Source organism: Tardiphaga sp. 215_C5_N2_1 (genome assembly GCF_052076055.1).
Taxonomy (GTDB): Bacteria; Pseudomonadota; Alphaproteobacteria; order Rhizobiales; family Xanthobacteraceae; genus Tardiphaga; species Tardiphaga robiniae.
This window is the reverse complement of sequence record NZ_CP197240.1, coordinates 1,158,945-1,185,570: the sequence shown is the minus strand read 5'-3', so window position 1 is coordinate 1,185,570 and position 26,626 is coordinate 1,158,945. Positions and strand designations below refer to the sequence as shown.

The window sequence follows — 26,626 nt, the reverse complement described above, 5'->3', positions numbered from 1 at the left end:
AACCATTATGGCCGTGCATGACATCTCCGCCCTTGAAAGCGGGGCGTCCAGCGTGGAGGGGGTGCCCCTCTCCCGCCGCGACGCCATCCTGACCTCCATCGACCGCGCGCTCGGCCATCTGGTCGAGATTCCCGCGGCGCTGCTGGTGGTGGCGGAGGTGATCATCCTGTTCATCGGCGTGGTGGCCCGTTACGGCTTCCACCGTCCGCTGATCTGGTCGGACGAGCTGTCCTCGATCCTGTTCCTGTGGCTGGCGATGCTGGGCTCCGCCGTGGCGTTCCGGCGCGGCGAGCATATGCGGATGACCGCGCTGGTGGCGTCGGTCGGTCCCCGAATGTGGGCCTTTCTCGACGTCGTCGGGACCTGCGCCGCACTCGCCTTCCTCTTGATGATCGTCGCGCCGTCCTTCGAATACGCCTATGAGGAAAGCTACATCACGACACCGGCGCTGCAGATCGCCAACAGCTTTCGCGCGGCCGCGCTGCCGGTCGGCATCTCGCTGATGATCGTCTTCGCGCTGCTGCGGCTGGTGCGCTACGGCCAGGTTCGCACCCTGCTGACGGCGCTCGGCACCGTCGTGGCGATCATCGGCCTGTTCTGGCTCGCCGAGCCGCTGCTGCGGACCCTCGGCAATCTCAACCTGATCATCTTCTTCGTCGGCGTCGTGGCGCTGTGCGTGTTCGCCGGCGTGCCCATTGCCTTCGGTTTTGGCCTCGCGATCTTCGGCTATATGGCGCTGACCACACGGACGCCGATGATGGTGCTGGTCGGCCGCATGGACGAGGGCATGAGCCATCTCATCCTGCTGTCGGTGCCGCTGTTCGTGTTCCTGGGCTTGCTGATTGAGATGACAGGCATGGCCCGCGCCATGGTGGCGTTCCTCGCCAGCCTGCTCGGCCATGTCCGCGGCGGGCTGCATTATGTCCTGATCGGCGCCATGTACCTCGTCTCCGGCATTTCCGGCTCCAAGGCCGCCGACATGGCGGCGGTGGCGCCGGTGCTGTTCCCTGAAATGAAGGCGCGCGGCGCCAAGCCGGGCGATCTGGTCGCCCTGCTCTCGGCGACCGGCGCGCAGACCGAAACCATTCCTCCGAGCCTGGTGCTGATCACCATCGGCTCAGTGACTGGCGTCTCGATCTCGGCGCTGTTCACCGGCGGCCTGCTGCCGGGTGTCGTGCTGGCGATCACACTCGGCGCATTGGTGTGGTGGCGCTATCGCGGCGAGGACCTCAACCACGTCAAACGGGCTTCCGGGCGCGACATCTTCAAGGCTTTCATAATCTCGGTGCCGGCCATAGCGCTGCCCTTCGTGATCCGCGCTGCCGTGGTCGAGGGTGTGGCGACCGCCACGGAGGTCTCCACCATCGGCATCGTCTATGCCGTGCTCGCGGGCCTGTTGATCTATCGTCAGTTCGACTGGAACCGGCTGAAGCCGATGCTGGTCGATACGGCCTGCCTCTCCGGCGCAATCCTGCTGATCATCGGAACCGCGACCGGCATGGCCTGGGGCCTGACCCAGTCCGGCTTCTCGCGCTCGCTGGCGGCGGCCATGACGGGCCTGCCGGGCGGCGGTGCGACCTTCATCGCGGTCTCCATCGTGGCCTTTGTCATCCTTGGCAGCGTACTGGAAGGCATCCCCGCCATCGTGCTGTTCGGCCCGCTGCTGTTCCCGATCGCGCGGCTGGTCGGCGTCCACGAGGTCCACTATGCGATGGTCGTCATCCTCGCCATGGGCATCGGACTGTTCGCGCCGCCCTTCGGCGTGGGCTACTATGCCGCCTGCGCTATCGGCCGTGTCGATCCCGCGGAAGGCATCCGGCCGATCCTCGGCTATCTGCTGGCGTTGCTGATCGGCCTGATCATCGTGGCAATCTTCCCATGGATATCAATCGGGTTCCTTTAAGATACGATCTTTCAGAAGGTTATGGTCATTACCTCGCGTAATTTTGGAAGATCATTTCTGTGATAACCTGATAGATGAGATATCGTACGTAAGATACTGAACTAAATATAGGAGTCTTAAAATGATCCCAGATCAGGGCGCCTATAGCGTCGGCCTCGACCAGACTCCGGCCAACTTCGTGCCGCTGTCGCCACTGAGCTTTCTCAAACGCAGCGCGGCTGTTTATCCAGACCTCACCAGCACCGTCTATGAGGGACGCCGTTTCACCTGGGCGCAAACCTATGAACGCTGCCGGCGCTTTGCCTCGTTCCTGACCGGGCGGGGCATTGGGCGCGGTGACACCGTCGCGGCGATGCTGCCGAACCTGCCGGCGATGAACGAAGCCCACTTCGCAGTCCCCATGGCCGGTGCCGTCCTCAACGCGCTCAACATCCGGCTCGACGCCGCGGCCATCGCGTTCCAGCTCGACCATGGCGGCGCCAGGCTGCTGCTGGTCGATCCGGAATTCTCCGGCGTGATCACCGAGGCCCTCGGCCTCATGACCGGACCGAAGCCGACCGTGATCGATGTCGACGACGTCTCCTTCGCCGGCGGCCAGCGGATCGGCGAACTCGAATATGAGGCCGCCCTCGCCGAAGGCAGTCCCGATTTCTCCAGCGCCTTCCCGCTCGATGAATGGGACGCCATCGCGCTTGGCTACACCTCGGGGACCACAGGCAATCCGAAGGGCGTGGTGACACATCATCGCGGCGCTTACCTGAACGCAGTCTCCAATATTCTTGCCGCCGGTCTCGGCCAGCATCCGGTCTATCTCTGGACCCTGCCGATGTTCCACTGCAATGGCTGGTGCTTCCCCTGGACGGTCGCGGCGAGTGCCGGCGTCAATGTCTGCCTGCGCAAGGTTGACCCGACCAAGATCTTCGCGCTGATGCGCGAGCATGGCGTCACCCACATGTCAGGCGCGCCGATCGTCTACAACACGCTGATCAATGCGCCCGATGCGCCGGTTTATTCCGGCGGACCTCTGGTGCAAGGCTCGATCGCCGGCGCGCCGCCGCCGATGGCCGTTTTGTCGGGCGCCGAGAAGATCGGCATCAAGCTGACCCATGTTTACGGCCTGACCGAGGTCTATGGCCCCGCCTCGGTCTGCGCCGAGCAGCCCGGCTGGGACGCCCTGCCCGCGGATGAACGTGCCAACCTGAAGCGCCGCCAGGGCGTGCCCTATCACCTGCAGGAAGCCGTGACGGTGATCGATCCCGAAACGATGCTGGAAGTGCCGCGCGACGGCGAGACCATTGGCGAGGTCATGTTCCGGGGCAATATCGTGATGAAGGGCTATCTGAAGAACGAGAAGGCCACCAAGGAGGCCTTCGAAGGCGGCTGGTTCCACACCGGCGATCTCGGCGTGCTCGACGCTGCCGGCTACGTGACCATCAAGGACCGCTCCAAGGACATCATCATCTCCGGCGGCGAGAACATCTCGTCGGTGGAAGTCGAGGACGTACTCTACAAACACCCGGCTGTGCTGTTCGCGGCCGTGGTCGCCAAGCCCGATGCGAAATGGGGCGAAGTGCCGTGCGCGTTCGTGGAGCTGAAGTCGAATGCCGAGGCGACGGAAGCCGACATCATCGCGTTCTGCCGCGCGCAGATGCCCGGCTTCAAGACGCCGAAGGCCGTGGTGTTCGGCGTGATCCCGAAAACGTCGACAGGCAAGATCCAGAAGTTCCTGCTGCGGGATCAGGTGAAGTCGACGGGATCGTTTAGTAGCTGATTGCAGCAAACTCGTCATTCCGGGGCGGGGTCTCGGCGAAGCCGAGAGCACGAGCCCGGAATCCCGTTATGTTCAAAACACTTCTGGATTCCGGGTTCGCCCGCGCAAGATGCGCGAGCGCCCCGGAATGACGAGATTGGTGTAAGGGTCTCGTCGTCCCCTTGCCGACGCAGAGGTCCCACATATGACGCAGAACTTCGCCGCAATCATTCTCGGCGGTACCGGGCAAGTCGGTGGTGCAGCCGTCGCGGAGCTGCTGGCGGTTCCGGAATGCCGGGAAGTGGTGATGATCACCAGACAGCCCATTGCCGCGCGATCACGCGTGCGCAACGTCGTTCTTGATACCGGCGCTGCTGACCTTGCTGAGCGCACCGCCGCCCTTGCCCGTGAAGTCTTAAGCCAGGGTCCGGTTAGCGCCGTGAGCTGCGTGGGTGTCGGTTCCGGATCGATGCGCTGGAGCGAAGAGGAACTGAAGCGCCTTGAAATCGGCGTCGTCGGCGCCTTTGCGCGTGGCTGCCACAACGCCGGCATCGCCCAGTTCTGCCTGCTGTCAGCAGTAGGAAGCACAGCCCAAAGCCGGTTTCGCTATGTCCGAGTCATGGGTATGAAGGAAGACAATTTGCGCAGCATCGGCTTCAGCCGCCTCGCTATCTTTCGCCCCGGCATTATTGTCGGCAACGCGCATACCCCGGCCTGGGTCGGTTGGCTGGGACGTCTTGTGCCTGGTCGATTTGGCAATATCGATCAGCGAATTATCGGTCGCTCAATCGCCGCAGAGATAGCTTTGCATAGTCGAGAGGCCGGCGAAGTGACCTTTGAAAATGCAGCAATGAAAAAACTCGCTGCTCAAATTACTCCGCCGTCAGTCTGATCCCGTCATAGGCGGGGACCACGCCCTCCGGCAGCATCGGCTTTACCGCCTCGTAATCCACGTCCGCCGTCATATTGGTGATCACCGTCCGCTTCGGCTTGAAGCGGTCGCGCCAGCGCAGCGCATCACTGATGCTGAAATGGCTGGGATGCTGCGTATAGCGCAGCCCATCGACGATCCAGAGATCGAGACCTTCGAGCGCCGGCCAGCTCTCTTCCGGGATGTCGTTGAGATCAGGCGTATAGGCGGTGTTGTCGATCCGGTAGCCCAGCGCCGGGATGTTGCCATGCTGGACCAGGAACGGCGTCAGCGTCAGGTCGCCGCCCTTCCCGGTGATGGTTCGGCTCTCACCAGCCTCGATGCTGAGGCGGTCGAGGATCGGCGGATAGTCGCTGCCGGGAGGCGACTGAAAGCAGTAGCCGAAGCGCAGCATGATATCCGTCGCCGTCGAGGCGTTCATATAGACCGGGATACGCTTGCGGCGCTTCAGCACCACTGAGCGGAGGTCGTCCATGCCGTGGGTCTGGTCCGCATGCTCATGCGTCAGGAAGACCGCATCGATGTCATCGACATCGGCGTCGATCAATTGCTCGCGCAGGTCCGGCGAGGTGTCGATGACAACGCGCGTGACGCCCTCGGGCCCGATCCGCTCCGCCATCATCGAACAACGACGGCGACGGTTTTTTGGATTGGCGGGATCGCAGGCGCCCCAGCCCAGCGCCGGGCGCGGCACACCCGCCGAGGATCCCGAGCCGAGAATGGTGAGCACCAGCGTCATGCCGGCACGCCAGTGCCAGGGCCGCTCCCGGCGGACGCCTTGCTGAACAGGCGAAAGAAGTTCTCTGTGGTCTGCCGCGACAGTTCTTCGAGCGACACGCCTCGCGTTTCCGCGAGCACCTTCGCCGTCTCGACCACATAAGATGGCTCGTTGCGCTTGCCGCGCCATTTGCCGGGCGCCAGATACGGCGCATCGGTTTCGACCATGATGCGGTCGGCGGGCAGCTCTGCCGCGAGATCGCGCAGCTCCTGCGACTTCTTGAAGGTGATGATGCCGGTGAAGGAGATCGACAGACCCATGTCGATGGCCTTCATCGCCAACTCCCGTCCGCCGGTGTAGCAATGCAGCACCGCATTGAACGCGCCCTTCGCCATCTCCTCTGCGAGAATGGCGCCGCACTGCTCATCCGCCTCGCGGGTATGGATCACCAGCGGCAGACCGGTCGCACGCGCCGCGGCGATATGGGCGCGAAAGCCGCGCTCCTGCGCGCCGGACGATTCATGCTCGTAGAAATTATCGAGCCCGGCTTCGCCAAGCGCAATGACCTTCGGATGCTTCGTCAGTTCGATCAGTTCTTCGGCGGGAATGCCGTCTTCCTCGTCCGCATTGTGCGGATGGGTGCCGACCGAGCAATAGACATTCGGAAAGCGCTCCGCGATCGCGAGCAGCGCCGGCAGCCGCCGCACCCGCGTCGAGATGGTCACGAGCTTGCCGACGCCTGCGGCTTCAGCACGCGCGACGATACCGTCGAGATCTTCGGCGAAATCGGGGAAATCGAGATGACAGTGACTATCGACAAGCATCGTTGAACTCAGGTCGCGGCGGCGGGCTCGACATAGCGCGGGAATACGCCGGTGGGTGTCGGCAGCTGCGTGCCCGGCCTAATGCGGGTCGCAATTGCCGTGAAGTCGCGCTCGCTTTCGGGGATCCCGAGCACGTCGAGCAGCTTCGCACATGACGCCGGCATTACCGGCTGCGCCAGGATCGCGACCTGCCGCACGACTTCGGCGGTCACGTAGAGCACCGTGGCCTGCTTCTTCGGATCGGTCTTGGCGAGCGCCCACGGCGCCTCGCCCGCGAAATAGCGGTTGGCCTCGGCCACCACGGCCCAGATCGCGTTCAGCGCCTGATGGATCTGCTGCGTCGCCATGGCGGTGCGTGCGAGTTCCAGCATGCCATCGGCCTGCGCCAGGATGGCCTTGTCGTTGTCGCTGTAGTCACCGGGCTCCGGCAACACGCCGCCATATTGCTTGGCGATCATCGACAGCGAACGCTGCGCGAGATTGCCAAGATCGTTGGCGAGATCGGCATTGGTGCGATTGACGATGGCTTCGTGATTGTAGCTGCCGTCCTGTCCGAACGAGACTTCGCGCATGAAGAAATAGCGCATCTGATCGACGCCATATTGCTGGGCCATGCCGATCGGATCGACCACGTTGCCGACCGACTTCGACATCTTCTCACCACGGTTGAGAAGAAATCCGTGACTGAAGACGCGATGCGGGACGTCGACGCCAGCAGCCATCAGGAATGCAGGCCAGTATACCGCGTGAAAGCGAACGATATCCTTGCCGATCACATGCAGATTGGCAGGCCAATAGCGTTTGAAGTCGTCGCCATCGACATCCGGATAGCCGGCTGCCGTGATGTAGTTGGTCAGCGCATCGATCCAGACATACATCACATGACCGGGCGCACCCGGCACCTTGATGCCCCAGTCGAACGTGGTCCGCGAAATCGACAGATCCTGCAGGCCGCCCTTCACGAAACTCGTCACTTCGTTGAGACGCTCGCGCGGCAACACAAAGTCCGGAACGCGCGCGTACAGATCGAGCAGCTTGTCCTGGTAGGCGGACAGACGGAAGAAATAGGTTTCCTCCTCGGTCCACTCGACCGGCGAGCCGAGCGGCTCACGCCGGACACCATCGTCGCCGAGCGTCGTTTCCGCTTCGTCGAAATAGGCTTCCTGGCGAACGGAATACCAGCCGGCATATTTGTCGAGATAGATGGCGCCCGCCTTCTCCAGGGCGACCCACAGCGCCTGAACGGAGCGCTCATGGCGCTTCTCGGTGGTGCGAATGTAGTCGTCATAGGAAATGTTGAGCGCAGCATCCATCTCGCGAAAACGCGCAGAATTCCGGTCGGCCAGTTCGAGCGGCGTCAGGCCTTCCTTGACGGCGGTCTGCTGCATCTTGAGACCATGCTCATCCGTTCCGGTCAGGAAACGAACGTCGTAGCCGTCGAGCCTCTGGAAGCGGGCAATCGTGTCGGTCGCCATGACCGTATAGGCATGACCGATATGCGGCACGCCATTGGGATAGAAGATCGGCGTTGTCAGAAAATACGCCGGTCGGGTTGCATCGGTTGCAGATGTCATGGCTGACTTTACGGACCTTGAATAAGACGATCTTGGTGAAGCGCGGATCGGCTGAAACCAGTCTCGCAGCGATCAGCGCGTTGCTTCCGCGAGCAGTCCAAACACCGAGAAAACCAGCGGTTTTCGCTCGAGATTGTAGGATTCGGTCTCGCGCGCGGCTCGGTTGATCTTTTCCCATACCTCCGCCAGCCGCGCAAGGCGGGGCAAATTGGCGTTGGCATTGGCATCGTCGGCCCGCATGCGCTCGCCGATCCAGCGGTCGACACTGTCGACAAAGGCGCCGAGCGCGACACGGTCGCTGGTCCCCAGCGCATCCCCCAGCGCATGCAGCTCGCGTGGATCGACATGGGGCAGCGTATTCAGCAGCGAGGCGGTGCGCTGGTGCAGTTTCAGCGCGCCGCCGCCGAGTAGATTCAGAGCGCGCGACACGCTGCCTTCGGAGGCTTCAGCGACCTCTTTGAGCAAGGGATCGCTGGTTTCGATCTCGGCGGCCTGCGACGTGGCGCGGGTCACGTCGGCAACGGAAAGCGGACGCAGCGCCAGCTTGCGACAACGCGACTGGATGGTCGGCAACACGCGCGCCTGCGCATGTGTCACCAGCAGGAACAGCGAACGCAACGGCGGCTCTTCAAGCACCTTCAGCAGCGCGTTCGCGGCATTGGCGTTCAGCTCATCGACGGTGTCGACGATGCAGACGCGCCAGCCGTCGATAGCAGCGGTCGAGCCGAAGAACGATACGGTCTGCCGGGTCTCATCGACAGTGATGACCGTGCGCATCACGCCCTTGTCGTTGAGCGAACGTTCCAGCGTCAGCAGCCCGCCATGGGATTCGGCGGCGACCTGGCGCACGATCGGATGCATCGGATCGAGACCGAGCGATGTTGCGAATTGCACTTGCGGTGATGCGGGATCGCGATGCGCCAGCACGAAACGCGCCATGCGATAGGCCAAAGTCGCCTTGCCGATGCCCTGCGGGCCGCCGATCAGCCAGGCATGCGGAATGCGGCCGCCGCGATAGGCGTTGAGCAGCGTGGCCTCGGCATCCTGATGACCGAACAGCGCGGTCGTCTCGCGCGGATGCGGAACCGAGATCGTTTGCTCGGACGACTTTGCGCTCATGCCGAAGTGACCTCGTGGTTCGACGGCGTTAGAAGGCGTCGGCGCAACACGCCCCAGATATTGTTCGATACGATCTTTGGATCTGCATTGGCGTCGATCAGTACGCAGCGTTGCGGTTCATCGGCTGCGATCTGCCGGAACGCGTCACGCAGCCCCTGATGAAAGGCGATGCCCTCGGCCTCGAATCTATCGGGCACATCATTGCCACGCCGCGCTGCTGCGCGTCGCATGCCGATCGAGACCGGGATATCGAGAATGACGGTGAGATCCGGTTTGAGCCGTCCGATGGTGACGCGCTCCATCGCATTGAGCAGTTCCGGCGAGACATGTCCGAGCCGGCCCTGATAAGCCCGCGTCGAATCCGAGAAGCGGTCGCACAGCACCCAGATGCCCTGCTCCAGCGCCGGCGCAATCACCGCATGGACATGGTCGTCGCGCGCGGCGGCAAACAGCAGCGTCTCGGCTTCGGGCCCCAGCAGTTTGCCCATGCCCGAGAGCACCACATGGCGGATGATCTCGGCACCGGGCGAACCGCCGGGCTCGCGGGTGACGATGACGCGCTTGCCTTCGGCCTCCAGCCGGTCGGCCAGAATCTTGATCTGGGTCGATTTGCCGGCGCCCTCGCCGCCCTCGAAACTGACGAAGCGACCGCGCAGCGGCGGTGTCGTGGGCGTGTCCGTCATGTCAGAGCTTCTCGGCGCCGGCGCGGAACAGTCCGATCACCAGCTCACCGGCGCCGTCGACGGCGCGCCGCATGGTCGATCCCGTGCCGACGGCGGCCGCCGTATAGAGCGGCGTTTCGACGGCGATATTGGCGCCGCGCCAGACCTTGATCACGCCGACCGGCTGACCGGGCTCGATGGGTGCACGCACGGGACCTTTATAGACGACGCGGGCGATCAGCTTGTCGCTGCCGTTCTTCTGCACCATCACCTTGACCGGTTCTTTGGCCGAAAGCGCGACGGAGCGGCTCTCGCCCCCGAACACCTTGGCGAAGCCGACGGTCTGGTCGGCCGCGAACAGCGTGCGCGCCTCGAAATTCTTGAAACCCCACTCCAGCAGCTTCTTCGCCTCGGTCGCGCGATCGTCCGGATCGTCCAGACCGTTGATCACCACGATCAGCCGCATGCCGTCGCGGATGGCCGAGCCGACCATGCCGTAGCCGCCGTCCTTGGTGTAGCCGGTCTTGAAACCGTCAGCCCCGTCCAGCGTCGCCAGCAACGGATTGCGGTTCTGCTGACGGATCTTATTCCAGGTGAATTCGCGCTCGCCGAACAGCTTGTAGAATTCCGGATAGGTGCGAACGATGTGGCGGGCGAGAACGCCCAACTCGCGCACCGTCATCTTGTTGCCGGGGTCCGGCAAACCGTTGGAATTGGCGAAGGTGGATTTCGGCATGCCCAGCGCACGCGCCCGTGCCGTCATCTTCTCGGCAAAGGCCGTTTCGCCGCCTGCGATGCCCTCCGCCAGGATCATGCAAGAGTCGTTGCCGCTCTGGATGATGGCGCCGCGCAAGAGATCGGCGACGGGCACGCGGCTGTTGATGGCAGCGAACATGGTCGATGCGCCTGCCGGCGCGCCGCCCTTGCGCCAGGAATTCTCGCTGACGCGATATTCATCCGTGAGCTTGATGTCGCCCCGGGTCAGCGCGTCGAACACCAGTTCGACGGTCATCAGCTTCATCATGCTGGAGGGCGCGCGGAGCTCATCGGCATTTTTCTCGAACAGCACACTGCCGGAGCCGGCCTCGATCAGGATCGCGGTCGGCGCATCGGCGTCGTAGCCACCGTCCTCGACGACCTTCTTGGCACCCTGAACGCTCTGGTTCGCAGCCTGCGCTGTTGGGCCGAGGGCGACGCCAAACGTCACCAGGGCAGCCAGCAGCGTTCGCCAGCTCCGCGCGGCGAATTGCGGTCGTTTCAAGGGGATAGAGCCAGATGCCATGTGCTGTCCTGAGTGCTCAGGTCTTAACAGGATCGCCGATGGCAAACAACGCGGCAAGGTGCAACGCGGATCAGGGCGCTATGCTGCGCCCGTCTGGTGTCGGTCGTGAACGACGAACCGGCTTAGTAGAGACCGCGACCGGACAGGATCGCCTGGGCGCCACGCGCATCGACCGTGCCGTCATCCGGCTCGGCAGGCGCAGCATAAGCGGCGTTGCTCTCATAGGACACCGCGCGATGGTTCTCGGTCATCCGCGGTGCCGATGCCGTGCGCATGCGGCTCGACGCCGACATTTCCGACGTCGAACGGATCGAGGCCACGTCGGCCGAGGTATTGCCTAGCGAATACGGGCGCCCCTCCGGCAGAGGAACATCGCGCGAGACAACACGACCACCCTGCATGTCGGGCACGAAAGAGCGCGCCGAGGCGACACGCACCAGCGATGGCGACGGTGCCGGCTCACCGGTGCGCAGCGTGGCAACGAGCTGGCGATCGTCCGACCCTTCCAGCGGCGCACGCCCGACATATTCGACGCGAACCTTGGCGGTGCCGTTACCCTTGAATTCGAGCAGTTCGGCGGCTTTGTTCGAGACGTCGATCAGGCGGTTGCCGTGATACGGGCCACGATCGTTGACGCGCACGATCAGCGACTTGCCGTTATAGACGTTGGTTACACGGGCATAGCTCGGGATCGGCAGCGTCGGATGGGCCGCGGTGAGCGAGGCCATGTCGAACACTTCGCCATTGGCCGTCAGACGGCCATGGAACGCGTCGCCATACCAGGAGGCGATGCCTTCAGCGCGGTAATTGATGTTTTCTTCCGGCACATAGAGCTTGCCGGCGACGGTGTAGGGCTTGCCGATACGGTAGGTGCCGCCGCCTTTGGGAACCGGCTCGCCCATCCCGACGACCCGAGGACTGCTCGATACGCCATATTTCGGATCGAGGCGGCTGAAGCTGGTGGTGGAGGAGGAACAATTGGCCAGCGCCAGACAGGCGCTGATGGCCGCTGCTGCCTGAACAGCCTGGCCGAGTCGGTTTGACCCACGAATCCCCATACGCCCCAATACCATTCCAGCGGCCGCCTGCCCATCTCCGGGCATCCCCACGGCCAAAATCCCGATGCGGCCCACTTCCGCATCAAGTGGTGAATATATCGCAGCCGGATCGCGGCGGAAATGGGGAGAGCCCCCGTATGGTAAACAGAGGATGTGGGTTTTCAGCCCGCACGCCGGGTGTCGCTCGCACCGCACACGTCGTGCTAGAAGTTCGTCCTGCGATCGGTGAGATGGCACCGTGATTGTGTTCAACCACTTCAGAACACGCGCATTTTTTCCGGGATCGACGCTTACATATTTACCCCGGATTCAGACGAGCTTCGTAGCGTGCACCACTATGAAAAACCTCATCAAGCGATTTATCGCAGACGAAACCGGCGCCACGGCCATCGAATATGGACTGATTGCTGCCGGCATTGCCCTCGCCATCATTGCCGTCATCAACGGTATGGGCACCAAGCTCAATGGCAAGTTTACATCGATCAACTCGTCACTGAAGTGACGACCTGACGATCCATTATCACTCCCCGCGCCGCCACCGCGCGCGGAGTTCTCCCTCAAGTTACGTCTCGCACGATCAATCCCGCCACTCGCGGCGAATATACGGGCCGTGCAATACGTCCTGACGCCAGCGATAGACCTGCACCAGCAGGCCGCCAACACCGGCAACAACACTCAACAACAACAAGGTCTCGATCACCACAAAGCCCCCCGGCATTCTCGTTGGGCACAGCAATACCAAGTGATTTTTAAAATCCCCGCCGCCGTTTGGTTTGAATTTGTGGCCCGCCGCTAACGGAGATTAATTTCCGCGACCCACCCTGGCCGATTTCAACTTTTTGTTAGTTGAACGATCGCGCACGATCTTGATCTGATAGCAGAACGCGCCGACGAGATTCCTGGTGGGATTCTTGCGGCAGGATTTTGGGGATGGAGATGGACGTTTCAAGGACGGACTGCGGCGGAATCACCGGTGCGGGAGAGTACAGGTTTCGCGATGGCCACCTGATCGTGACGCTCTACCAGATCGCCATCTGGGCCGAATATCCCCAAGCGATCTTTACCGCCGTCACATCGCGCTTCCGCAACAGCATGAAGCTTTATGTGCTCGCGTCGTGGCGCCTGCCGAATGCAGCGCCGAGTGATCAGCCACCTGCTCCCGCTAGTGAGGAAGGAATGTCGCTGCATTGATCACGGCGACGACTGCGAAAGCCATCACCCATAGCGGCCAGGCGGACGCCTGTGCCCGCGGGCGGAACTGTCGGGGAACGCCGAAATTGCGGGCCATTGCCTGCTCCATTGCATCGACCGAACGACACTGAATGTGAGCATGCATTCTGTTAAAATTGCGTCGTGGCTTCGGCTATAATTTGTGCGTCCACGGCAAGCATAGCCTCGGCGCGCGGCGCTTCGTAATGACGCGGAGTGAGCTGGCAGCCAAGCGGGGCACCATCGCATCGTGACGATGGATACCTGCCGACGATCAGACGCACATGCTGCCGGTAAGGTTGATTGGTTAGGTTAAACCGGTAATTGCATTGACCGCACCTGCAGCCTTGCTCAATTGCCGGCATGATCGACGATGACGACAGCTATGAGTTGAATGACCAGGGCATCCGGGTGCTGATCGGGCTGACCGTGGAAGAGACTGCGGAATTCACCCGCCTTGACGGCACCATCGGTCACGGCCGCCCGCCTGGGATCTCGCTCGAACAATGGGCCCATGCCGAAGACCGGCGCTGGCTCGAACTCTATCAGAAACACGAAAATGCGCGGCAGCCGTTCTTGCAGGCAGGCAAGACCAGGCACTGAAGCCTGGGCAAATTAAAAGCCGCGCCAACCCGAAGGTTGACGCGGCCATGGCCGTTCTGTTGCAAGGTGGACCTACCCCGAACGGTTACGCCGCGAGGCGCACTTCGTTCATGCGAACGTTATCGTTTGCATTTAGGTTTTGACCCGATAACGGCGGTATCATGCCGAGCACAATTCACAACTTCTTCGCGGCCATCGATCCTGTTTCGCCCCCGCCTGAGCAGCCCGTGCATTTCACCATCCGGCGAAATCGACCTCACCTGGATGAGATCGCGAGCTGCTGAGGTGGAGGCGCCGGGTACTGCCCCCGGGTCTGCCCGCAGTCCATTGAGAGGTTCAGCGCCATCGTCTTGCGACGAACCAGATATAGGCGCGATCTCAGGCGAAATCTAGGCTCGGTCCGCCCTGCATTCCGGGCGGAATGCCGCTGGCCGCTAGCCCTTCTTGGCGGAACTCTTTTTGGTAGCGGTCTTTTTGGCGGCGCCCTTGGCCGCCTCTGCCTTGGCCGGCTTTCCTTTAGGTGCTTTGATCTTTGCAGGTTTGGCTTCGGCAACCGGAGCTTCGACCGGCGGCAATTCCGCAGCCTGAGGCCCTGAACCCTGTGTCTCGACGGTCAGAAGCTCGACCGCCGGCTTCCCGGCAGGCTTCGCAGCAGCCACCTTCTTCGCCGCAGGCGCAGGCTTGCTCTCCGCGGGCGCGGCAGCCTTGCCGGCCTCCTTGATCAGCCGCTGCGCGGCTTCGAATTTGGCCTCGCGCATCGCACGCAAGGCGTCGGCGCGCGGTGTCGGGTTTGCCATGTTGGTCTCCGTCCTCAGAATCGTCAGGCTTTGCTTAGCACGCCCGGCGCCCGGCACCGACCGGCCCAAGGGAATCCCCGTGTTTGATGATTTCAGCCCCGGACAGCTGCCCCGGCGCAATCCTCTCTTTCCCTCGGCAGGCCGCTTTGCTAAGCGCTGTCCCACGACGGAAAGGTGGCCGAGTGGTTTAAGGCAGCGGTCTTGAAAACCGCCGTGCCTGCAAGGGTACCGTGGGTTCGAATCCCACCCTTTCCGCCATTTGCCGCATCATCCTCTGTCGGACGACATGATCGATCAATCCGAGCCAACGACGCCCGCTGAAACACTCGGCGCTCTCAAGCCGCCGCGCTGCGCGATGTGCCGGGCGCGAATGGCGTTGCTGCGAAGCGAGCCGGATCCCGGCGGCGGCGACAAGTGCACCTTCGCCTGTCCGAAATGCGAATTCGTGAAGACCAAGGTCATCGGCGGACCGCCCGATCTCAGCCGCCATCGTCCGCCGAGGAGGGCACGGCGACCCGGGACGCGCTAGGCAACTTTGAGGATCGGGACTAACGCGGTGGCTGCGCCGCCGCCGGGAGCGGAGCGCCGCCGACCGAGATGGCACCGGCGGGACGATCGGCGGGTCGCTTGCGCGGCGCCGTGGGTGCCGGGCGCGCGGCCACTGGCGCAGCCGGAGCTGCGGCCATGGGCGCTGGCGCCGCAGCGGCTGGAGCCGGCGGGGCGAGAACGCCCCTGCCCTGCAGCGTATCGATCTTGGCGGTTAGGCCAACGACCTGGGTCGTGAGGCCCTGGATCTGATCGGACAGGCGCTTCAACTCTGTCTGCTGCGCCGTCAGCAGTTCGGTAGCAGCCTGGATCGCGCTTCCGGTCTGCTGTTGGAACGCTGCGAAATCAGTCGCGCTGACGCTGCCCTCCGCCGCGCTCGCCAACACCGGGGCGCTCTCTCTGGGGCCAGTGCTTCCTGTCACCGCCTGTGCCATGTCGGTCAGTGTGTCGTGGTAGTTCAGCCAGAGATATCCACCGCCGCCAGCGAGGATCAACAGCACGGCGACAACCCCGAACGGGCCGAACGACCTGCGTTTGCGCAGCGGCACAGGGGGCGGCCCGACATTGATCTCGTTGTTGAACGTATCGGCCACTGGAGATCCTCACTTGCGACGTCCGATCCTGCGGCTCGGGGAGCGAGACAACCGGCGCGATTCCTTGAAGCGTATGTAAGCAAAAAATCCACTGAGGTGAACTGCTGCGACTCGGTCATCCCCCATGTTGCCTCATCATGCCCGCGCAGATACGCCTTCAGCGCCCGTTAACCCTGCGCCGGGCTGGCGTCGCCTCGCCGGCGCCGCATTGTCATCGCCGTTGCGCCGCGATCGCTCCGCGCAACCGCGTAAAATGTTGCAACGACGCATCACTACAGCTCCGAATGAAAAGCCGACCGCGAATCTCTTTGACTGTGCGGCCCCCCGTGCCGTCTGTAGTTCGCGGGGGAATAAGGACCACCACGATGATTGAGACCGTCACTGCACTCTTCGGATTTCTCAGCGCCGGCATTCTGGCCGCTCACGCCTATGACGGTTACCGCGCCCGCTTCTAAGCGCGCGACGATTTTTGCGACACCGCCGCTCAGCCATCTCGCAACTCAGCTAGTCGGTGCGCCTGCAGCCACTGCGCTGCCCTGATCGAGAGACACGGCTTCGATGAAAGCTGTCTCCGACGAAACAAGACTGAAACACGATTCTCCAGAACCGCTTTGAACGCGCCCGACGAGGGCAGCGACTGATGGGCAGGGACACAGCAAAGCGCTCGCGCGCCCACCCAATGGAGAAGATCTATGTTTCGCAAAGTTACCCTCGGACTGATCGCTGCAGCCTCGCTCGGTGCGGCCGCCCTCGCCCCCAGCGCCGCGTCGGCCCATGGCTGGCACGTTGGCGGCTGGCACGGCGGATGGGGCGGCTATGGTCACCACGCCTTCTACGGCGGGCCCACCTTCTATGTCGGCGGCCTGACCGATGGCTGCTTGCAGCGCCGCGTCGTGGAAACCCGCCGTGGGCCGCGCGTCCGGACGGTCAACGTCTGCGCCTACTGATCCCACAAAGTTACGGAAAGCCCGGCCGCCCAACGGCCGGGCTTTTTGCTGCCGTACTCAGGTATTGTTCTGCTTCTGTTGCCCACCGGTGACAGCCAAGGTCAGCGTTTCCAGCTAAAGCTTGTGTCGAATTCGCTCAATATCTTCAGAGCGATGGAAGGTCCTGGATGCGAACGCTTTGGCTGGCCGCGATCATCGCAGCGTCGGGCGCGGTGAATGCCGCTGCCGCCGACCTGCAGTCGCGCGTCTGGACCAAGACGCCCGGGGCGACCGAGGCAGGTTATAGCTGGGGCGGCTGGTATGTCGGCGGCAACGCCGGCGGTTCCTGGGGCCAGAGCAACGTCTCCAATGCTTTCGTCAATGGCACCGCGCCGATCGCAAACCAGCAGGCGATTGCGGCTGCCTCGCCGCGGCTCAATCCCGATGGCTTCACCGGCGGCGGTCAGGTCGGCTATAATCATCAGGTGGACCGCTGGTTGTTTGGCGTCGAGGCCGACGCGAACTATTTCGGCCTGAAGCAGTCGCGCGGTTTCACCGCGCCCTTCCCGGCCGGCGGTTCGTTCACCACTACAAATTCGGTCACGAGTGATTGGCTGGTCACGCTGCGCCCGCGCGTTGGCTACACGGTCGATCGTACGCTGTTTTATGCGACCGGCGGTCTCGCACTGACCGAGTTGAATTTTGCGTCGTCGCTCACCGACACGACCGGCCAGAACGAAACCGCGTCACTGTCAAAGACCGTAGCGGGATGGACGGTCGGCGCCGGTATCGAACACGCGTTCACCAAAAACTGGTCGGCGAAGGTCGAATATCTCCATACCGATTTCGGCAAGCAATCGGTCTCGGCTCCGACCTTCACCGGACCAGGCGCTGCAACCGGTATCATTGCCCACGATATCGACCTGAAGACCAATACGGTACGCGGCGGACTGAACTATCATTTCGGCGGCCCGTCGGTCGCGCGCTACTGATCGCTGCAAAGACCTCCAAACAAAAAGCCCTCGCTAGCGAGGGCTTTTTGTTTGGAGGTGCGCGCGCCGGTCAGCCGGTCATCGCCAGAATGCGACTTTCGACCGGATACGGCTCCACGGTGATCGTCCAGCGCAGTGGCCAGCAGGTCAGATCCGGACGAACGGCGTGAACATAGCCGTTGACGAAAACGCTGTCGGCATCGTCGCTGAATCGCTCGTCGATCAACTCGCCATGAAGATGCGCCATCCGGCAGCGGCGCATCTGCGCGTATTTCGTCGTTTCGTATTTGGCCAAATCGGGCCTCCCCAACGTCGCAATGTCCCCATCGGGAACTTTGGGCGACTCGCGGTTAACAAAGCCTCAAGCGGATCCGCGACGGTATCGGGCTGGAGTGCGCGTATCAAAAATGCGCAAAGCCCCCGACTTTCGTCGATTCGATTCACGGCTGCTTCAAGAATGCAGAACAGTGTGGCGCCAATATTATTGGAGCGTCCCATGTTCATGATCGCGAGCATTCTGACGGTCGCTGCCGGTGTGTTTTACGCAGCGAGTATCAACAACAGCAGATGGGCGATGCAGGTGTGCCACTACGGCGACATATTCTGCATGAACCCGTCATGGCTTGTCATCGCCGCCGTCCTGTCCATCATCTGGGCGTTCTTTTTGCGCGTCGACCGACTGTAGTCGTTCGATCAGCAGACGACCTGGTCCGCAACGAGTTCAGCGGGCTTGAGGTGTTGCCGGCGCGGCGCCAAACGCAGCGATTTCGACGCGGCACAATGTGGACAGCCAAAGGTGCGAATTTCACCGCCCTCGTCGTCCGACTCGATCTTGATCAAATAAACTTGGGTCCTGCAGCCCGAACATTTCAGATGTTCGGTGCGAATGTTATCGTTCAGATGAACTCTGCGGGTGCCGGACATCTGCAGTCTCCGAAAACCGATGACAGCCTGCCCAGACTATCGCGTTTTCACGCGTGCCGAGCGCCGAAACAGACAGCCTGTAATTGCTTAAAAGAAGCTCTGCACCCTTAAGGAATCGCCGCCGTATTGAGCTACCTTGTTCCGGCAGGATTATCCAGATTGCGAGTTCCACGCGATACGTCTTTTCACGCAGTTTAGAGTATATCTAAATTCTTCGATTGCGGTTCATCATCACACAACTATAGATGTTGATGGATCGATCTGCTCGACGACCCTGGAATGTCGCAATGCACAAGCGATATCAGCCGCTCAATATCCCCATCGAGATCGTTCGCACCGTGGTGGCGATCGCGGAAACCGGCAGCCTGACCAAGGCCGCCGAACGGCTGGGCCTGAGCCAACCCGCTGTCAGTTCTCAGATCAAGCGCATTCAGACCATGGTGGGAGGCAACCTCTTCACCAAAACGGTCAACGGCACGACGGCTACCCAGCTCGGCAAGCTGGTGCTGCATCAGGCCAGACGGATTCTGGAAGCCAACGACCAGATGTTACGGATTGGCGGCGTGGCGCATCTTCCGCAACCGATCCGGTTTGGACTGAGCACCCTGTTCGTGCAGGATTTCTTCAGCCATCAGACCTCCCAAAGCCTGGCCGATCTGGTCATTCACACTGACAACTCGGTGGGCATCACCAAAGGCCTGATCGATGGCTATATCGATATCGCCTACATTCTCGAAAATCCGGAAATGAGCAGCGAGATATCGCACCTGATCGTCAACGAGGCCGATGAGGAGTTCGTGTGGGTGCGCGCAAAGGACTTCGTCCTCAGTTCGGGCGCGCCGATCCCCATTCTGACATGGCCGGGCGACGATCTGATGATCCGAACCCTGACGCGCCACGGTCTGTCCTACAAGATCGTATTCAACAGTCCCGACTATCACGCCAAGTTGGCGGCTGTGGAAAGCGGCATCGGCATCACCGCGATCCCGAAGCGGATGATTCCGCCTACACTTGTCTGGGCGCAGGAATATTATCTGCCACACCTGCCGCCCGTCAAAGCGTTGCTGTGTGCGCGCTCGAACCTGGAAACAATGCAGAGCACGGAATTGCTCAACGCGATCTCGTCGCGCTTTTTCAAACCGCCGGCCATGGTGAACCCTGTAGTTCAGCCATGACCGTGAGGCCGGCCGCAATCTCCATCGGCAGTCAGCGTGGCACGAGATAGTGTTCGTCCCATTCGCTACGCGGCACCTCGGTGCCGAGCTGATAGGCGAAGGATTTGACGTCGAGCCCGTCAGGAGTGGTCTCGCAGACGTAGGACAGCCTGTACCACTTGCCCCCGCTGCGGATGGCACCGCCCGGCGCTTTGATCTGGTTGCCTCGAATGACCGGATCGGCAAACGCGTAGGCCACGAACTCGTCCGGCTTGTATCCCTTGTGCTCGCGGCCCACGGAGCCCATCGCACGCGCATCGCAACGCTGCTCCAAACGGGTTTCCGGCGACAGTTTGAGCATCTGATCGGTCCGGGACGACGCTGCATGTAGGGGAGATTGGGCAGCGATGCCGATAAAGGCAATAACTGCGAACACTAGTTTTCTCATTGCCTTAGGCCAATTACCTTATTTGACTTGCGAGGATTTTGTGGCGCGAACCTACCATGTTCGCACATGCAAAAAACCCCGCTCGTGTTACCGGCGGGGTTTCAAATTCGGGATCGTCAGCCGATCCGTTTGAATGTCAGCAACTGATGAAATTCCGAGGGCGAGAACCGGCGGCCGCCGAGACCGGAGATACTGACCCGCCAACCCGCATCGTTGAGCGTCCGGGCCTGCGCGACGGCGACGTCCGGAATGATCCGATGCGTAACCATGCTCTGGTCATTGCGCGTCGCGTGGATGGTGAAGATATCGCCCCGCCGCGAAGCCGCAGGGATATCGGCTGCTTCAAGATCACTGTCAGAGAACACGGTCGCCAACGCCAGCCTCCATCATCAGTCAAAGCCCGATGTGATTGTGCAGCGCGCATGGTTAACTAATTATTACAGCAGCGCGCGCCATCAGGATTTGAAGACGCCCCTGATCTTGTTCCAGAGCGATGAGCCGTCGTCGTTATCGTGTTTCGACCGGTTCGGCTGCGTAGCACTCACGGGATCCGAAGCCGGGAAACTGTCCTTCAGGCCGGTCCTGAGCTCCTCAGACGTTTTGCGATCAGCACGCGCTGCCTCCTTCACGCCAACAGCGTATTTGTCGTGGGGTGCGGGATCGAATTTCTCAGCCATGATCGTCTCCTTCATCTGATGAAGGAAAAACGTCCCCGTGGCCAAGAGGTTCCTCTCTGCGGCGATTAGTCGAGACCACGCTCGCGGCTGAGGCCAACCATCTCCTGGATGAACAGCGCCTTCTGCTTGTCATCCAGCGTGGCGAATAGCGGCTCCGCGGCATCGGCTACGGCGCGCTGATCGACGGCCCGGTCGTTGAGGAACTGAGCCTCGTTGCGCATCTGCTCGATGATGTCATCCGGCGGATCGCGCTTGGCGCGGGCAATACGCAGTTTCAGGCGCTCCGCGCCGTTATTGCCGAGCGTATGCATGGCGTTGCTAAAACCGGCCCAGTTCTTTTCCTGCTCCGGCGTCAGGTTGAGCGACGTCTTGATACGGCTAGTGTTGGCGTCGCTACTCGCGACGATCTGCTCGGCGGTCAGTTCCGGCTCCGCCGCGGGTTGAGAGCCCTTCTTGCCCTTCTTGGCCGCCTTGGTTTGTTTGGCGCTCGACTGCCCGCCCACGGGACCGCGAACATTGTTCGAGGGCACGCCCAGGACGCCGCCAACAACGCCCACGACGCCGCCGATCGCACCACCCAAAACACCGCCGATCGGCCCAGCCGCACGATTGCCGTCTCTTGCACCCTGCTGCACGCCCTGCACCAGCCCCTGCGCATGGACCGCTGCGGAATTTCCGAGCAGCAGAACGGCGGCGACGCACAGCACATGGCGCAGCGGTCGATGCGTCCGCTTGGGCAAATTCATTCTGGTCATCATCGTCTCCTCACCGCAATTTCGCGGCGCAGCAAATCACTTGTGATCATCAGCAACCATAGTGGCTTCAACACGGCCAAGTCCACACACCACGTCTCCGCCAATGGTAGACCTCATCGAGCCAAGCCTGTTAGATAACGCCCGCGCGGCCATTGGCAGGTGCGCAACAACGTAGAATGCTTCAAGGGGTGGAAATGGCGACCAACAAGAAGAAACTTCTGATCACCGAGTCGATGTCGACCCAGGGAATGGACCTGTTCAATGCACGCGATGACATCGAAGTGGTCAAGTTCAGCAATCTGATTTCCGCTGCCGACTACATCAAGCTGATTGAGCAACACGCACCGGTGCACGGCACCGCGCTCGGCGCCACGCGGTTCGGCGAGTCCGAACTCGAAGCCTGCAAGGACATGAAGGTCGTGGCGCGCATCGGCGTCGGCTACGACGCGGTCGATGTGCTGGCGCTGTCCAAGCGCAAGGTGCCGCTGATGATCGCTGGCACCGCCAACTCGCCTTCGGTTGCGGAACAGGCGCTGTTCATGATGCTGACGCTCGCCAAGCGCGCAGTCGAACTGCACGCCATGGTCAAGGAAGGCAAATGGGCGTCGCGTTTCGGAGCGCTGCCATTCGACCTGTTCGGCAAGACCGTGCTGGTGGTCGGCTTCGGCCGCATCGGCACCCGCACCGCCAAGCGCTGCCAGGCGATGGAAATGAACGTGCTGGTCTATGACCCCTATGTCTCGGCCGATACAATCAAGGCTGCCGGCTGCGAGCCTGTCGGCGATCTCGACACGGCCCTGCCGCGCGCCGACTTTGTCAGCCTGCATTGCCCGAAGACTCCGGAGACGACCGGCCTGTTTAACGCTGCGCGGATCGCCCGCATGAAGCCGTCGGCCTATCTCATCAACACCGCGCGTGGTGGCATCATCGTCGAGGCCGCGCTGCATGATGCGCTGGTCTCGGGCAAGCTCGCCGGCGCCGGCCTCGACGTGTTCGAGGCGGAACCGCCGCCGCTCGGTCACGCGCTGTTCGAACTGCCGAATGTGATCATCGCGCCGCATGTCGCCGGCGTGACCCGCGAGGCACTCGACCGCATGGGCGCGCAGACCGCGCGCAACATGCTCAGCGTGCTCGACGGCGAGCCGATCAAGCAAAATGCCGTCAACGCGGACGTGTTCGGCTGAACCGTCGATTGCTGGCGCGGATGATTGATCCGCGCTAGCACTGCCGCAGTCCTCACCAGAGTACCCCGCGATGGCATTCAAGGAATACGGCGATCACGACGCGCTCGGCCTTGCCGGGCTGGTGCGCAGCAAGCAGATCACCCCGCGCCAACTGCTCGATGAGGCGGTGGCGCGCACCGAACGCGTCAATCCCCGGATCAACCCTGTCGTGGTGCGCCATGAGGACTATGCGCAGCGCCAGATCGACGAGGGGTTGCCCGACGGGCCGTTCACCGGCGTGCCATTCCTGCTGAAGGATCTCGAACTCCTCGATGGCACGCGCACGACCTTCGGGGCCAGTCTCTACAAGGACTTCGTCGCCGATCATACCGGCACCCTCGCCCAACGCTTCCTCAAGGCCGGCCTGACGATATTCGGCAAGAGCGCGAGCCCCGAATTCGGGCTCATGCCGACGACCGAATGCCGGCTGCACGGGCCGACGCGCAATCCGTGGAATACCGATCATGCATCGGGCGGCTCGTCCGGGGGCGCAGCCGCTGCCGTCGCTGCGCGGATCCTGCCGGTCGCCCATGCCAGCGACGGCGGAGGTTCGATCCGTATTCCAGCCTCGGCCTGCGGCGTGTTCGGTCTGAAGCCGACCCGCGCTCGCAATCCGACGGGTCCTGACAAGGCCGAAGGCTGGGGCGGCTTTTCCTGCGGCCACGTCGTCAGCATCAGCGTGCGCGACAGCGCCGCAATGCTCGATGCTGTTCACGGACCCGAACTGACCAGCCCCTATATGGCGCCCGCGCCGGAACGTCCCTTCCTCGATGAAGTCAGTCGTGGTCCCGGCAGGCTGCGCATCTTCTTCACCGACAAGTCGCCCTATGGCGATGCGATCGATCCCGAAGTCGCCGCTGCCGTCCGCGATGTCGCCAGGTTGCTCGAAGCACAGGGGCATCATGTCGAAGAACGCGCGCCGGTGTTGCCGCTGGACCCTGCGCAAGTGATTGCGGCGATCGTGTCGGCCAATACGGCGGTGACCGTGCAGTTCGCGGAGAAGAAGTTCGGCCGCCCGATGACCTCGGATGATTTCGAGAAACTCACACTCGGCAGCGCACACAATGCCCGCAAGGCAAGCGCAGTCGACTACGTGACAGCACTGCAGAACGCATTCCAGATCTCCCGCAGCGTCACCGAATTCTTTACCGGCTGCGACATCTTCCTGTCGCCGACGCTCTGCACGCCGCCGATCAGGATCGGTGAGATCGACACGATGTCGGACGATCTCAGCCATGTCGCGCCTTTGCTGCGCCGCTACATGCCAGGCACCAGCATGGCCAATATGACCGGCCAGCCGTCCATGTCGGTGCCCCTGGCCTGGAGCAGCAAGGGCCTGCCGATCGGTATGATGTTCACGGCGCATTTCGGCGACGAGGCCATGCTGTTCCGTCTGGCCGGGCAACTCGAGCAGATCCGGCCCTGGAAAGACAGGCGTCCGCCGATCTCTGCCTAAAAACAGCCACAGCGATTACCAAAATGAAACCACAGCCGATTAGATTATCGGCGGTATGTGGACGTTGCGTAATTACGGGGAGGCGCATTTCAATGACCCAGAACGATCCGACCGATCACGCCCTCGCGGCCATTGCGAGCATTCTCGACCGCAAGGAAGCGGAATCGCAAGTGGCCGAACACGGCGACGCCGAGCCCGCTTCGATCACCGTCGTCACCGAAACCGTGGTCACCGAGACTGTGTCTGTCATGGTCGCCGCCGAACCCGAAGCGCCGCTCGTCGAACACGAGTCGCCCTCCACGGTTCCAGAGGCCCTTGAGGTCGATGGCTACTCTCGTCTCGGCCCCGGTCCGCTCGATGCCATCCGCTTTCGCTGGACCGCTCGCCGCGACGACGATGGCCAGTATTTCGTCGATGAAACCATCGGCAGTTCACGGCCGATTTCGTCAGGCCCGATGCCGCGAGACGAAATCATCGATTTCATCGATGGGCGCGAGCGCGCCGCCCGCGATCGTTTCGAGACGCTGAAGAGCCAGATGACCGTGGGCAGCAGCGTCTCGCGTTATAGCGACTACTGACGAAAGCCGGTTTCAGGCGACGCCGCCGTCCAGCGGCGGCGTTGGGGCCTGTCAGGCTGCCTCAAGCAGCATATGTCCGGCGCATGATTGAACCACTTCTTCAGTCGGCGCCACACACCAAAGCAATTGCAATTCCCCCTGAGTGACGCGGATCACAGTGTTCGAGCGCATCCGCGGCTCGGTTCAGGGTCAGGATTTCAACCGCTTTGGAGGACACATGAAGCCGCTCTTCGCCCTCGCCGCTATCCTGCTGACCAGCACCGCCGCTCAGGCCGGCGACAGCTACTCGTTCGACATCGGTGGCCGCACCATTACCATCGAAGCGCCAAGCGACTGCAATTCGACGGACTGCATCTCGGTTTCCATTCCCGGCGTCTACGAATATGGCACCAAGCGCAGCAAGCGCGAGCGTGACCGCGAGACGCGCGAGCAGGCCCCCAACAATCCGCGATCCGAACAGACGGCCAAGCCTGTGGAGACGCAGAAGCCTGTTGCCGCCCCAAAGGAGGCGGCCGCTCCGGCGACACCTGTCACGCCATCCGTCGCGGTAGCCCCGCAGCCTGCCCCGGCACCCGCGCCTGCCGAGAAATCTGCGCCCTCTACGGTCGTCGCCAACGCACCGCCCACAGATCCAGTCGACAAGCAGGATGCGCCCGCACCGGTTACGCCTGCCGCCGCGGCAACGCCGCTCGGCATCTGGATGACCGAGAAGAAGGAGGGCAAGGTTCGCATCGAACAATGCGGAGCCAATCTGTGCGGTTATTCGATGAATGCCAAGACCGAGGCCAATGGGGAGAAGGTGCTGATCAACATGAAGCCCGGCAACAACAAATGGGCGGGAAAGATCTTCGATCCGAACAGCGGCAGCACCTACGAATCGACCATCGCCCTGAAGGGCAGTGACACGCTGCGTGTTCAGGGCTGTGCCTTCGGTGGCATGTTCTGCGGCGGACAGACCTGGACGCGGGTGAACTGATCCCAGCAGACGCGCTCGTCGATTGAAAGGTTCGACATCCCCTGTAAGCTGATCGTAACGCGGTGCGCCCCTGAACGGTGAGCTCCGCGATACAAACGGGGGAGACGTCATGATCCGGATCATCGCCGCCTGGCTGGCGGCCTGTCTGCTGCTTGCCGCGCCCTTGCAGGCACAGACGCCGACCCCTGCGCCCTCACCGTCCCGCCTCGACGATATCATTGCCCGGGGGACGCTGCGTATTGGATTGACCGGCGACTACATGCCGTTCAGCGCGTTCGATCCTGTCACGACATCGTTCAAGGGCTTCGACGTCGAGATGGCGGAGGCGCTCGGAAAAGCACTCGGCGTCAAGGTCGACTATGTGAAGACCAGCTGGCCAAAACTGTCAGCAGACTTTGCGGCAGACCAGTTCGATGTGGTGATGGGCGGCGTGTCGATCACCCTCGACCGGCAGAAGAAGGGCGTGTTCTCGACCCCGATCATGCGCGAGGGCAAGACGCCGATCGCGCGCTGTGCCGATACAGGGAAATTCGGCACGCTCGCGGAGATAGATCGGCCGGGTATCAAGGTGATCGTGAATCCGGGCGGCACCAATGAGCGCTTTGCACGGACGCATATCAAGTCAGCCGAGATCACCGTCTTCAACGACAATACCCGTATCTTCGACGAGATCGCACAAGGCCGTGCCGACCTGATGATGACCGATGCGTCAGAGACCCGCTATCAGCAGAAGCTGCATCACGGCGTGCTCTGCGCTGTGCACCCGGACACGCCGTTCGATTTTGCCGAGAAGGCCTATTGGCTCCAGCGCGATGTGGCGCTGAAGGCCTTCGTCGATCAGTGGCTGCACATCATGCAGGAAGACGGCAGTTTCCGTGCGACCGTCAACCGCTGGTTCGAGTGACCGGAGGCAATCGGCGCGCCGGCTGCAAAGCCGGCGCACGCGAT

31 protein-coding genes, 1 tRNA gene and 1 other RNA gene are annotated in these 26,626 nt (G+C 62.3%); 16 read left to right on the top strand and 17 right to left on the bottom strand.

Annotated features, from left to right (window positions below; genetic code table 11):
- Window positions 1-7 precede the first annotated feature (7 nt).
- The 3 genes from AB7828_RS05520 (at window position 8) to AB7828_RS05510 (ending at window position 4,545) form a co-directional block, all read left to right on the top strand.
- Window positions 8-1,903, top strand: coding sequence for a TRAP transporter large permease (locus tag AB7828_RS05520; RefSeq protein WP_441229615.1), 1,896 nt, complete (start codon window positions 8-10; stop codon window positions 1,901-1,903).
- Between the two features lie 121 nt (window positions 1,904-2,024).
- Window positions 2,025-3,674, top strand: a complete 1,650-nt coding sequence (locus AB7828_RS05515) for an acyl-CoA synthetase (RefSeq protein WP_441229614.1) — start codon at window positions 2,025-2,027, stop codon at window positions 3,672-3,674.
- Window positions 3,675-3,858: 184 nt separating this feature from the next.
- On the top strand, window positions 3,859-4,545 hold the full coding sequence (locus AB7828_RS05510) for a hypothetical protein (RefSeq protein ID WP_441229613.1): 687 nt from the start codon (window positions 3,859-3,861) through the stop codon (window positions 4,543-4,545).
- Here the strand turns inward: AB7828_RS05510 and AB7828_RS05505 are convergent.
- The 7 genes from AB7828_RS05505 to AB7828_RS05475 all read right to left on the bottom strand — a co-directional run bounded on the left by AB7828_RS05505 (window position 4,526) and on the right by AB7828_RS05475 (window position 11,821).
- Window positions 4,526-5,323: an MBL fold metallo-hydrolase gene (locus tag AB7828_RS05505; protein ID WP_441229612.1), complete on the bottom strand. Its 798-nt coding sequence runs from the start codon at window positions 5,321-5,323 to the stop codon at window positions 4,526-4,528. The genes AB7828_RS05510 and AB7828_RS05505 overlap by 20 nt on opposite strands.
- Window positions 5,320-6,126 (bottom strand): TatD family hydrolase, encoded by an 807-nt coding sequence (locus AB7828_RS05500; protein WP_441229611.1) that lies wholly within the window; start codon window positions 6,124-6,126, stop codon window positions 5,320-5,322. The genes AB7828_RS05505 and AB7828_RS05500 overlap by 4 nt, the downstream gene beginning before the upstream one ends.
- Window positions 6,127-6,134: 8 nt before the next feature.
- Window positions 6,135-7,700, bottom strand: coding sequence for a methionine--tRNA ligase (metG, locus tag AB7828_RS05495; RefSeq protein ID WP_441229610.1), 1,566 nt, complete (start codon window positions 7,698-7,700; stop codon window positions 6,135-6,137).
- 72 nt (window positions 7,701-7,772) lie between these two features.
- Entirely contained in the window at window positions 7,773-8,819 is a 1,047-nt protein-coding gene (locus AB7828_RS05490; protein WP_441229609.1) for a DNA polymerase III subunit delta', read from the bottom strand.
- Window positions 8,816-9,502, bottom strand: coding sequence for a dTMP kinase (tmk, locus tag AB7828_RS05485; protein WP_441229608.1), 687 nt, complete (start codon window positions 9,500-9,502; stop codon window positions 8,816-8,818). Before tmk ends, AB7828_RS05490 begins: the two co-directional genes overlap by 4 nt.
- A gap of 1 nt (window position 9,503) precedes the next feature.
- Entirely contained in the window at window positions 9,504-10,763 is a 1,260-nt protein-coding gene (locus AB7828_RS05480) for a D-alanyl-D-alanine carboxypeptidase family protein (RefSeq protein WP_441229607.1), read from the bottom strand.
- A gap of 122 nt (window positions 10,764-10,885) precedes the next feature.
- Complete coding sequence (locus AB7828_RS05475; RefSeq protein WP_231081137.1) at window positions 10,886-11,821, bottom strand: septal ring lytic transglycosylase RlpA family protein; 936 nt, start codon at window positions 11,819-11,821, stop codon at window positions 10,886-10,888.
- Between the two features lie 337 nt (window positions 11,822-12,158).
- Between AB7828_RS05475 and AB7828_RS05470 the strand changes: the two genes are divergently transcribed.
- Entirely contained in the window at window positions 12,159-12,323 is a 165-nt protein-coding gene (locus AB7828_RS05470) for a Flp family type IVb pilin (protein WP_089264337.1), read from the top strand.
- A 75-nt stretch (window positions 12,324-12,398) separates the two neighbouring features.
- On the opposite strand, the gene AB7828_RS05465 is transcribed toward AB7828_RS05470, so the two are convergent.
- On the bottom strand, window positions 12,399-12,521 hold the full coding sequence (locus tag AB7828_RS05465; protein ID WP_441229606.1) for a hypothetical protein: 123 nt from the start codon (window positions 12,519-12,521) through the stop codon (window positions 12,399-12,401).
- A gap of 230 nt (window positions 12,522-12,751) precedes the next feature.
- On the opposite strand from AB7828_RS05465, the gene AB7828_RS05460 reads away from it, so the two are divergent.
- Both AB7828_RS05460 and AB7828_RS05455 read left to right on the top strand, forming a co-directional pair.
- Entirely contained in the window at window positions 12,752-13,012 is a 261-nt protein-coding gene (locus AB7828_RS05460; protein ID WP_441229605.1) for a hypothetical protein, read from the top strand.
- A 381-nt stretch (window positions 13,013-13,393) separates the two neighbouring features.
- Window positions 13,394-13,633: a hypothetical protein gene (locus tag AB7828_RS05455; protein ID WP_068731765.1), complete on the top strand. Its 240-nt coding sequence runs from the start codon at window positions 13,394-13,396 to the stop codon at window positions 13,631-13,633.
- Window positions 13,634-13,676: 43 nt separating this feature from the next.
- Here the strand turns inward: AB7828_RS05455 and ssrA are convergent.
- Window positions 13,677-14,029, bottom strand: a transfer-messenger RNA (tmRNA) gene (gene ssrA / locus AB7828_RS05450).
- A 38-nt stretch (window positions 14,030-14,067) separates the two neighbouring features.
- Window positions 14,068-14,430: a histone gene (locus AB7828_RS05445; RefSeq protein ID WP_441229604.1), complete on the bottom strand. Its 363-nt coding sequence runs from the start codon at window positions 14,428-14,430 to the stop codon at window positions 14,068-14,070.
- A gap of 168 nt (window positions 14,431-14,598) precedes the next feature.
- Here AB7828_RS05445 and AB7828_RS05440 point away from each other — a divergent pair.
- Window positions 14,599-14,688 (top strand) — tRNA-Ser (locus AB7828_RS05440).
- Window positions 14,689-14,978: 290 nt separating this feature from the next.
- Here AB7828_RS05440 and AB7828_RS05435 read toward each other — a convergent pair.
- Window positions 14,979-15,569: a hypothetical protein gene (locus tag AB7828_RS05435; protein ID WP_441229603.1), complete on the bottom strand. Its 591-nt coding sequence runs from the start codon at window positions 15,567-15,569 to the stop codon at window positions 14,979-14,981.
- A gap of 692 nt (window positions 15,570-16,261) precedes the next feature.
- On the opposite strand from AB7828_RS05435, the gene AB7828_RS05430 reads away from it, so the two are divergent.
- Together AB7828_RS05430 and AB7828_RS05425 are read left to right on the top strand one after the other, a co-directional pair.
- On the top strand, window positions 16,262-16,516 hold the full coding sequence (locus AB7828_RS05430) for a hypothetical protein (protein WP_175369082.1): 255 nt from the start codon (window positions 16,262-16,264) through the stop codon (window positions 16,514-16,516).
- A 167-nt stretch (window positions 16,517-16,683) separates the two neighbouring features.
- The gene (locus AB7828_RS05425) at window positions 16,684-17,487 is read left to right on the top strand and encodes an outer membrane protein (RefSeq protein WP_441229602.1); all 804 of its coding nucleotides are present in this window, start codon (window positions 16,684-16,686) and stop codon (window positions 17,485-17,487) included.
- A 70-nt stretch (window positions 17,488-17,557) separates the two neighbouring features.
- Here AB7828_RS05425 and AB7828_RS05420 read toward each other — a convergent pair whose 3' ends face one another.
- Window positions 17,558-17,782 carry a hypothetical protein gene (locus AB7828_RS05420; protein WP_441229601.1) on the bottom strand — a complete coding sequence of 75 codons (225 nt, stop codon included), beginning with the start codon at window positions 17,780-17,782 and terminating at the stop codon, window positions 17,558-17,560.
- Between the two features lie 201 nt (window positions 17,783-17,983).
- On the opposite strand from AB7828_RS05420, the gene AB7828_RS05415 reads away from it, so the two are divergent.
- On the top strand, window positions 17,984-18,172 hold the full coding sequence (locus AB7828_RS05415; protein ID WP_092142869.1) for a hypothetical protein: 189 nt from the start codon (window positions 17,984-17,986) through the stop codon (window positions 18,170-18,172).
- Between the two features lie 8 nt (window positions 18,173-18,180).
- On the opposite strand, the gene AB7828_RS05410 is transcribed toward AB7828_RS05415, so the two are convergent.
- Complete coding sequence (locus AB7828_RS05410; protein ID WP_441229600.1) at window positions 18,181-18,411, bottom strand: hypothetical protein; 231 nt, start codon at window positions 18,409-18,411, stop codon at window positions 18,181-18,183.
- A gap of 287 nt (window positions 18,412-18,698) precedes the next feature.
- On the opposite strand from AB7828_RS05410, the gene AB7828_RS05405 reads away from it, so the two are divergent.
- Window positions 18,699-19,586 carry a LysR family transcriptional regulator gene (locus tag AB7828_RS05405; protein ID WP_441229599.1) on the top strand — a complete coding sequence of 296 codons (888 nt, stop codon included), beginning with the start codon at window positions 18,699-18,701 and terminating at the stop codon, window positions 19,584-19,586.
- A gap of 31 nt (window positions 19,587-19,617) precedes the next feature.
- Here AB7828_RS05405 and AB7828_RS05400 read toward each other — a convergent pair whose 3' ends face one another.
- The 4 genes from AB7828_RS05400 to AB7828_RS05385 form a co-directional block, all read right to left on the bottom strand.
- Entirely contained in the window at window positions 19,618-20,001 is a 384-nt protein-coding gene (locus tag AB7828_RS05400; RefSeq protein WP_244558305.1) for a DUF930 domain-containing protein, read from the bottom strand.
- Between the two features lie 128 nt (window positions 20,002-20,129).
- Window positions 20,130-20,387 (bottom strand): hypothetical protein, encoded by a 258-nt coding sequence (locus AB7828_RS05395; RefSeq protein WP_089264353.1) that lies wholly within the window; start codon window positions 20,385-20,387, stop codon window positions 20,130-20,132.
- Between the two features lie 81 nt (window positions 20,388-20,468).
- Window positions 20,469-20,690, bottom strand: a complete 222-nt coding sequence (locus AB7828_RS05390) for a hypothetical protein (protein WP_441229598.1) — start codon at window positions 20,688-20,690, stop codon at window positions 20,469-20,471.
- A 65-nt stretch (window positions 20,691-20,755) separates the two neighbouring features.
- Window positions 20,756-21,445 carry a Spy/CpxP family protein refolding chaperone gene (locus AB7828_RS05385; RefSeq protein WP_439063856.1) on the bottom strand — a complete coding sequence of 230 codons (690 nt, stop codon included), beginning with the start codon at window positions 21,443-21,445 and terminating at the stop codon, window positions 20,756-20,758.
- Window positions 21,446-21,639: 194 nt separating this feature from the next.
- Here AB7828_RS05385 and AB7828_RS05380 point away from each other — a divergent pair, with 194 nt between their 5' ends.
- The 5 genes from AB7828_RS05380 to AB7828_RS05360 all read left to right on the top strand — a co-directional run bounded on the left by AB7828_RS05380 (window position 21,640) and on the right by AB7828_RS05360 (window position 26,582).
- Window positions 21,640-22,629 (top strand): hydroxyacid dehydrogenase, encoded by a 990-nt coding sequence (locus tag AB7828_RS05380; protein ID WP_441229597.1) that lies wholly within the window; start codon window positions 21,640-21,642, stop codon window positions 22,627-22,629.
- Window positions 22,630-22,699: 70 nt separating this feature from the next.
- Window positions 22,700-24,124, top strand: coding sequence for an amidase (locus AB7828_RS05375; RefSeq protein ID WP_441229596.1), 1,425 nt, complete (start codon window positions 22,700-22,702; stop codon window positions 24,122-24,124).
- A 92-nt stretch (window positions 24,125-24,216) separates the two neighbouring features.
- The gene (locus AB7828_RS05370; RefSeq protein ID WP_231080703.1) at window positions 24,217-24,702 is read left to right on the top strand and encodes a hypothetical protein; all 486 of its coding nucleotides are present in this window, start codon (window positions 24,217-24,219) and stop codon (window positions 24,700-24,702) included.
- A gap of 217 nt (window positions 24,703-24,919) precedes the next feature.
- Entirely contained in the window at window positions 24,920-25,678 is a 759-nt protein-coding gene (locus AB7828_RS05365; RefSeq protein WP_441229595.1) for a DUF2147 domain-containing protein, read from the top strand.
- 109 nt (window positions 25,679-25,787) lie between these two features.
- Complete coding sequence (locus tag AB7828_RS05360) at window positions 25,788-26,582, top strand: transporter substrate-binding domain-containing protein (RefSeq protein ID WP_441229594.1); 795 nt, start codon at window positions 25,788-25,790, stop codon at window positions 26,580-26,582.
- The last annotated feature ends 44 nt before the right edge of the window (window positions 26,583-26,626 follow it).